A 7370-nucleotide genomic window follows, 5' to 3' on the forward strand; every position below is an offset into this window, starting at 1 on the left:
GAACCGGGCCTGGGTGGCGCGGGCAAAGGCGGCGCCTGCGCCGGGATCGGGCTGGCGTCAGACAGACCGACCCACCCTTTGCGCGCGACGCTCAGGGCTGGTCGGAGTTTTGTTTTTATTTTACGCGTAGCTGAGCATTTTCTGGAAATTAGACATGTCTAATAAAAATTAACAGGTTGATCGGGCAGTCTGGAGGATGTAATCATTGCGCGGTAAACGTAATTAGACATGTCTAATTTATATAAGGCGGTAGCTACATGACAAAAATCGTTTTAGTGTCGTCGCCCAAAGGTGGAAGCGGGAAGTCAGTGGTCACGAGGCACCTTCTTGTCGCAGCGGCACAAGAAGGCCAGAAGGTCATTGGAATAGACTTTGATCGTCAGGGTACCATCGACAAGTGGGGAAAGCGACGGCAGGCGCTCCGGTCTAAAATGCCTGAGTTTATCGACGTTCCGATTGTTGGCGCGCAACTTCAGGATTGGCGAGGCGGTCTCAGTCAAGCAAAAGGTTATGACTTAGCCGTTATTGATACGCCTCCCAGTGTTGAAGATCACATGTCAGCAATCACTGGCTTGGCGCAAGCTGCTGACATCGTAGTTGTTCCTTGCGCCTGCACTCAGGACGATGTCGATAGCATCGCCCCTTGGATCGATGTTTTAAACCAGGTTACCAACAATACCGTTGTCGTGTTGAATAGAGCTAATCGCCGCACCAATTCATTTGCTAGAGTTCGCGGGCGGCTCATCAAAGTGGCCGATGTTATTCCAGTAGAGCTTCCTCAATTAGAGGATGTGCATGTGCCCAGTGGCAAAGGACTGACCCTTCTCGATTTCACAAAAAGTCGAGGTCAGGAGCCATTTGAAGAACTTTGGGCATTCATAAACAGGAAAATCACCAATGTCTAAAACACACCGGGTATCACGCACCTCAATCATGTCCGTAATGGAAGAAGATGATAGCCTGAGTGTTAGTGATAACCGTGCCGAAATGTTAATAGAACGAGTTGTCATTGATGATAACGTCATGACGACAATAGAAGACGTGTTTGCAGGTACTTCTGTAATTTCCGATACTGAAAAAGTCTCACGTATTTTGGCAGTTCGTGCCGAGGTCAATCAGAACTGGAGTCAAGCCCGTGATTCATTCCTCGCCATTGGGCGGGCTCTTCTGGATTTGGAAAATGTCCTGTCAAAAGCAGAATATATTAAATTAAGACAGGGCTCTGATCGTCTGTTCCCCTTTTCTGACGCCACGGCAACTCAATTAAGGCGGATCGCGAAAGCCGTTTCGGATGGGGTAATCCCTTTGGATGCATGTCCTGGGAGTTACGGAACCGCGTATCAAATTACTCTATTGAATGAACATCAGCTTCGGGTAGCCAAAGAGCGCGGCTTAATTCGTCCAGATGTAACTCGGCGGGAGATTGCCAGCCTTCGTAAAGAGACGGTTATTAAACCAGAAATTTCAGGCCGAGTGGACGTCAATGTATTGAAGGAGGAGTATAGAAAACTCCTACGTCATCGAGAAAAGCTGGAATCTGAAATGGCTGCCGTTGATTCCAAAATACAGGATATCAGGGGACTCTTGGGGGATTTAGTAGAGTAACTGGTTGACAACAAAGATACCCCGCTAGAGTTCGCACCATGGGGACTCTAGCGGGGTATTCCATGAATCTTAGGGGCAATAGGCGCCCTAGATGGATGTAAGATAACACCAGTTTTTGTAACTTCAGTTTTAGCCGCAGGATATACAGCTAGCGCTATTTTCAAGTTGTCTATGAACTTCGGTCTGAAATGGTCTAACCGCACGACACCTGCTCCAAACTGGGCTTTCAAAGCAGACCATGTGATTGCTGTTGGTCCTTTCAATGCGTGAAGCCGATAAGCAAGCCAACAATAGATGTCGAGCGCTTGGCTATGTCCGTTTAATGCGCGGATTGCAGCTTCTTCGATCGGAATCGGATGTTTTTGCAGTTGATCGTAAAATAGTTCGGAAAGCTTAGCTCTCTCTAGGAACTGTTGTTTGCCGTTATCTTTATGATCATCCGTAAATATGGCGGCATCCACAATATTTTGATTTATCAACCCGCTAGAGTTCCCGGATTGGAAATGAAATGAGATTCGGCATCTGAAAATGCGCTCGGCTTGCTCTTTAACGTCTTTAATAGATTTTCCACCTTGCGGAATGCCCATTCTCTTGAGCCAATCTCTCAGAGATTTTCCTAGTTCAATTTCTCTATTCTGGGTTTTTATGGCTTCTGTTTGTAGGTAAAGCATGATTAATCGCGCTTTACTTCCGTAGGGTACTCCTACAGATACTGGATTTGCACCACGCACTGCCCGACGACCGGGTTCAACAATCATCACTGCTCTGTCTGTCTCAATTTGCCAGACAAGATCGTCAGCTAAGCGTTTATGTGGCAGTCCTACATGAGCGAACCCACTATATAGAAAGCCGATACCTGTATCTTCATAAGCCATATAGTCAGCGGCAATTTCTATGATCTTTCGATCTTCGTCAAAGGACAGAGCCCCTTGTTTACCGTGTTCTTCTATGAGCTTGTGAATGGTTCCCACTAGAGAACTCCTTTGAGCAGGATCGATGAACACTAGCAGTAATTTTGCGCTTGAGAAGTGGGAACTTTAGCGGGAAGGCACCGTACGAGGCGCGCTAATATTTGAAGTATTATTTAAAATATTAGTTTGTCACGCCAGAGTCCTCGGGGTAACTCCAAAAAATCAGGAATATCCAGCATTTTTATCCGCTAGAGTTCCCAGACAATCCCGCTACAGTTCCCATTTTGCCCCGCTAAAGTTCCCGGGGTTCCGCCAGAGTCCTCGGGATAATCTAAACATTTTTCCCTCTAAAGTTCCCACCTTATTTTTAAAGTGGACGTCACACATCCGAGTCTCTGTGACTGCTACTGTGTCTCAGCCGCTTTGCTGTTTAAAGCCATGAAATCTAAATAACTTTGTTCTGGGAACTCTGGCGGGGCAGTGATCTCTATCGTGATGAATCATTAGACAGATTTATTTTTGAATTAACGGTTTAACGCATGTTCTTCAAAAGGATCACCTAGCTCCAAATAATCGCCCAGCGCTGCATACGTTGCGTGTCGTGCAAGGCGCTTGAGTTTGACTGGGTGCGCTCCCGCATCCATCCCGGTTGTAAGCGCCCCCCGTTTCAGGCTGTGGCCCCCAAAGGTTTTTCCATCCAACCCGGCAGCACTGGCACGGCTCTGGATGATGCGAGCGATCGAGCGATCTGTCAGGGGCTGCTGTCCAATTTCACGGCCATCCCCGTCAGAGGCAGCTGTGCTTTCCTTGCGGACACGGCGGAAGATAGGGCCAGCCTGTATGCCAGACACGGCCAGCCAGGCCCCGTATGCCTTTACCGGGCAATACTGATTCTGGGTGTAGGGGAGGGCGATCTCCACCCCCTTGCCTTGTCTATCACCCTTTGAATGGGGAAGGGTGACAAGCAGGCCTTTACTGACCAAGGTTACGTGGCGAACATCGATGCTGGCCAGTTCAGAACGCCTGAATGCACCGTAGAACCCCATGAGGAGCAAAGCCCGGTCCCGCATCCCGGATAACTTGCTCAAGTCTATCGCATTGATGATTGTTGCCAGAACGTCCTGCGTTGCGGCAGCTTTGCGGCGCGGTGTAAAGCCATCCTTCGCAGCGGTGCGCCTGATTCCGGTCATGGTCTCCCCAATAGCGGCGTCAGCGGTGGGTACGGCGCAACCCGCCAGACGGTGAAGATAGGTGATTGCAGCTCGTCGCAACTCCAATGTCGCGGGCGCAAGGCCCCGACCTCTTTCGTCTGCCAGAAATGCGGCAATGTCGGCCGAACGAGCAGGGAGGCAGGGAAGGGCATGACGATCAGCCCAGGCACACCATGCCCGGACACCAGCACGATAGGCTTTGCGTGTGTTACCTGCCTTGGCCTGCAAAGCGTAGGCTGAGGCACTATCACGCGCGGTTTCAAGAGAGCCATCGCGTTGAGGAACGGCCCTTCCAAGAGAGGCGTCAAACCATCGGATAATGACGCCGGGCGTCTGGCCCGCAGGAGAGGGCAGGGGAGGAGACGCGTCAGACTGTGCGATAGTGTCCCTGTGTGCTTGCCTGTAGCGCGCCAGAAAATACGGAACTGAACTGAGATGCAGGACGAGAGTCAGTGAAGGGTCATCTGGAGGCACACCGATCCGCTCTGCGGCCAGTGCACGGGCACGGGAGACGAACGGCACATCATGAGCAATCAGTAGATCGTCAGTCTTATTCCCTGAAAGGGAGATACCAGACAAGCGCAGTTCCAATCCCGGGGAAAGACGGGCCGCTGCAAGAATTCCAGGTAGAGTTTCAGTTTCTGAACCGGCCTCGGCCAGACGGTGTCGGGTGGTCCGGTCACACCGCTCGAACAGAGCTGCGAAAACTCGATCTTTTCGGCCGTGGACAACAACTTCAACCTGCATGAGTGGTGCCTCGCGCTTTCTACTGCCCTAAATGTCTTACACCCAGTGTAGTAGCTCACGGCGCTAAGCGAGAACCGTATTTTTTATCTCATCATGCCTTTATTGAAGACCGGCATGGAGAGAGAACAGAATGTCTGGTTTTATACGTCAAAGTTTTTATCGGACGGTTCCGTTAATCTCGGGACGCATGGTAGCAAATGCTACCGGGAGGAATAAATCATGATCGCGAAGCTTAGATCGGACAAAATTCTACGAGCGGCACTCGAGACCTTTTTCTCACTCATCGAGGCTGAGGTGCAGCCTAAAGAAACAGCCGGCGAACATATTATATTCGAGCCAGGTGGTCGCTTTGTACGTGGAGTGTGGTTTATTGAGTCTGAAGCTACCAAAAGAGCAGGCTCCGACGTAATCAATCGTTTAACTCACATTATGGGACCGGTGTTCAGTGATGAGGAAGAAAACTACGCGCTTATTTGGAAATTAGCTGCTGAGCGTAGTAAGTCATCAATAACAATGAGCGTCAATGATGTGATTGGAAAAGTGTTTGATGAACTCCTAAAGAACGTTGTCGAACCGAGAACATTCATCAATCAGAACTGTGCTGTCGCATTTAGGGATAGTATCAACGATCTCCGCATTGGACCCGTTCGTGCTGTTAAAAGAACCATTTTAGAAACTGAGTTATCTGCAAAAAAAAAGGAAAGTGAATACTTAAGTATTATCTACACACCACTTTATAATGATGGAAGAACTTCAGATGAACGTATTAAACCTGAACTTTTATGGGAAATAAGTATCATAGCATCAATTAAAAATATTAGGGAGCAGGCTGTCTGGATGATCGATGTAGCACTAGGCCTCATACGCATAGCAGAGATTCAACAGCCTCATTATCATCCATACCTTTCCAGTTTCCCAGAGGCTAATCCATTTTGGAATCGCTCTCATAATGCATACGGTGTCTTACTCGAAGAGGGCTGCCGGCATTTTCTTTCAGATAATGTTAATACTATTTGGATCGATGCAGGTATTCATGCGACTCTAATGACCGATCCCTGCATGAAATATATGGCCATATTTAACGCTAAGAAAGGCAGTGTAGGGGCGCGTATTGCACAAGGACTTGGTTGGATGACCCGTGGACGGCAGGCATCTGATCGTTCCCAACGTCTACTATATTTTTTTACTGCCATGGAATCTTTACTCACGAGCGGTGATAAGGCAGCGCCAGTCATACAAACTATAGCCCGCCATGCCAGCGTCATATTGGCTAAAACACCCGAAACACGGATTGAAATCGCGAATAAGATTAAAAAATTATATGGAGCACGTTCTAGCCTGGTGCATGCGGGGGAACGCTCTGTAACTAGGCACGATGCAGATCTAATACAAAGTATAGTGGAATCAACATATTTGAGTGTGATGTCTAAGCTTGATCCCATGATGAACTTCGACGAACTGAATACTGCTCTGGCAACGGCAAGCTACGGCGGTCCATGGCCATGATGCATATTTGTAGTGTAAGGGCGTTTTAGGTCGAAAGAAAAAATCATGTCTAAAACATGTTTCCTATGAATGCTGTAGAAGGAAACTGAATTTATATTACACGTTTTACGCCGACAAGTTTCGGGTCGTTCCTGTCTTGGGAATATCTCCGACCATGCTGAAAAGTGCTATTATTGCCGTGCTGATCCCTGACACCATCGCAGCGATGAATGGCGCCGCCCAAGCTCGGCCGAAGTTATAGGCCGCTATGAAATCGCTGAGGTTGTGTCCTTAACTGCTCATGGCTGTCGAAATGGAAGCGCTTGACGGTTGCTTCCTTGATAGTCCGGTTCATCCGTTCAACCTGACCATTGGTCCTGGGATGGTTGGGTTTTGTCAGACGGTGTTCAATCCCCTGGGCTTCGCAGATCATGTCGAAGCGCATTGGACGCGACCAAGGTGTATTGCGGTTGCGGGGCTGTTCAGCAAACTGGATCCCATTGTCGGTCAGAATGGTGTGGATCCGGTAAGGAAGGATGCTCAGGAGATGTTCGAGAAATTCCCAGGCCGTCTTCCGATCGGCTTTTTCGACCAGTTGTGTGACAGCGAATTTGCTTGTCCGGTCGATGGCAACTAAGAGGTGCAGCTTACCCTCAGCAGTCTGGACTTCGGCAATATCGATATGAAAAAGCCTCTGAGATAGCGTTTGAAGCGCTGTCGTTTTGGCTTGTCTTCCTCTACCTCATCGGGGAGGTCTGCCAGAAGCACGTCTGCGCCTCTGAAGTCACTGACCTGTCCAGCAGTCAGATGAAGGCGGACAGGTCGGCCCTGATCATCGCACACGGCATGAAGTTTTGAGTTCAGGCTGCCTTTTGTCCGTCCGATATGGCGGGGAAAAGCCCCTTTTTGAGCAGGGACGCCGATGTCCGGTGTGCCTTGAGATGTGTTGCATCGATCATCAGACGCTTCGAACGGCCAGCCTGTTCTGTCAGGGCGACAAAGATCCTGTCAAAAACACCCAGACGGCTCCACCGGATAAAGCGGTTGTATAAAGTCTTGTGTGGACCATACGCTTGCGGAGCATCCTTCCACTGAAGGCCGTTGCGGATGACATAAACGATACCGCTCAGAACACGCCGGTCATTCACGCGTGGCACTCCGTGCGCCAGAGGAAAAAACGGCTCAATCCGCTCCATCTGGCGCTCAGACAGCATAAACACATCACTCACAGGCCTATCCTCCATCGGTAAGCCTGTGAATCACAACAGTTCGTCCAGTTCAATAAATTAATAGGTCCTGAGCCTAGCACTACAGTTGCATTTTGTATTGAGTTCTGACTCTATGGGTAACCATGATTCAGGATATGATGACCGGTGGTGCCTCTGTTGAAGAGACACTGGAATTATGGGCG

5 protein-coding genes and 2 pseudogenes are annotated in these 7370 nt (G+C 49.2%); 3 read left to right on the plus strand and 4 right to left on the minus strand.

The genetic code is table 11. The annotated features are described in order from the left end of the window. The first annotated feature begins 257 nt into the window (after positions 1-257). Together GOB83_RS14260 and GOB83_RS14265 are read left to right on the plus strand one after the other, a co-directional pair. Positions 258-905, plus strand: coding sequence for a ParA family protein (locus GOB83_RS14260; protein WP_025827921.1), 648 nt, complete (start codon positions 258-260; stop codon positions 903-905). Then, entirely contained in the window at positions 898-1605 is a 708-nt protein-coding gene (locus tag GOB83_RS14265) for a hypothetical protein (protein WP_165926579.1), read from the plus strand. The genes GOB83_RS14260 and GOB83_RS14265 overlap by 8 nt, the downstream gene beginning before the upstream one ends. Positions 1606-1652: 47 nt before the next feature. On the opposite strand, the gene GOB83_RS14270 is transcribed toward GOB83_RS14265, so the two are convergent. Together GOB83_RS14270 and GOB83_RS14275 are read right to left on the minus strand one after the other, a co-directional pair. Next, positions 1653-2576, minus strand: coding sequence for a replication protein RepA (locus GOB83_RS14270; RefSeq protein ID WP_025827923.1), 924 nt, complete (start codon positions 2574-2576; stop codon positions 1653-1655). Between the two features lie 464 nt (positions 2577-3040). Then, positions 3041-4306 (minus strand): tyrosine-type recombinase/integrase, encoded by a 1266-nt coding sequence (locus tag GOB83_RS14275; RefSeq protein ID WP_165926580.1) that lies wholly within the window; start codon positions 4304-4306, stop codon positions 3041-3043. 387 nt (positions 4307-4693) lie between these two features. Here GOB83_RS14275 and GOB83_RS14280 point away from each other — a divergent pair, with 387 nt between their 5' ends. Continuing rightward, entirely contained in the window at positions 4694-5980 is a 1287-nt protein-coding gene (locus GOB83_RS14280; protein WP_165926581.1) for a HEPN domain-containing protein, read from the plus strand. A gap of 225 nt (positions 5981-6205) precedes the next feature. On the opposite strand, the pseudogene GOB83_RS14285 reads toward GOB83_RS14280, so the two are convergent. Together GOB83_RS14285 and GOB83_RS14290 are read right to left on the minus strand one after the other, a co-directional pair. After that, a pseudogene (locus GOB83_RS14285) lies at positions 6206-6703 on the minus strand (DDE-type integrase/transposase/recombinase); the annotation flags it as partial. 3 nt (positions 6704-6706) lie between these two features. After that, positions 6707-7188 (minus strand): annotated as a pseudogene (locus tag GOB83_RS14290) (IS5 family transposase); the annotation flags it as partial. Between the last annotated feature and the right edge of the window lie 182 nt (positions 7189-7370).

Origin of the sequence: Acetobacter fabarum (genome assembly GCF_011516925.1) — a bacterium.
Lineage (GTDB): Bacteria > Pseudomonadota > Alphaproteobacteria > Acetobacterales > Acetobacteraceae > Acetobacter > Acetobacter fabarum.

What these genes read in the sequence shown, in the direction of transcription:
- GOB83_RS14280 (WP_165926581.1), top strand. Translation starts at nt 4,694, where the DNA reads ATGATCGCGAAGCTTAGATCGGACAAAATTCTACGAGCGGCACTCGAG.
- GOB83_RS14260 (WP_025827921.1), top strand. Translation starts at nt 258, where the DNA reads ATGACAAAAATCGTTTTAGTGTCGTCGCCCAAAGGTGGAAGCGGGAAG.
- GOB83_RS14265 (WP_165926579.1), top strand. Translation starts at nt 898, where the DNA reads ATGTCTAAAACACACCGGGTATCACGCACCTCAATCATGTCCGTAATG.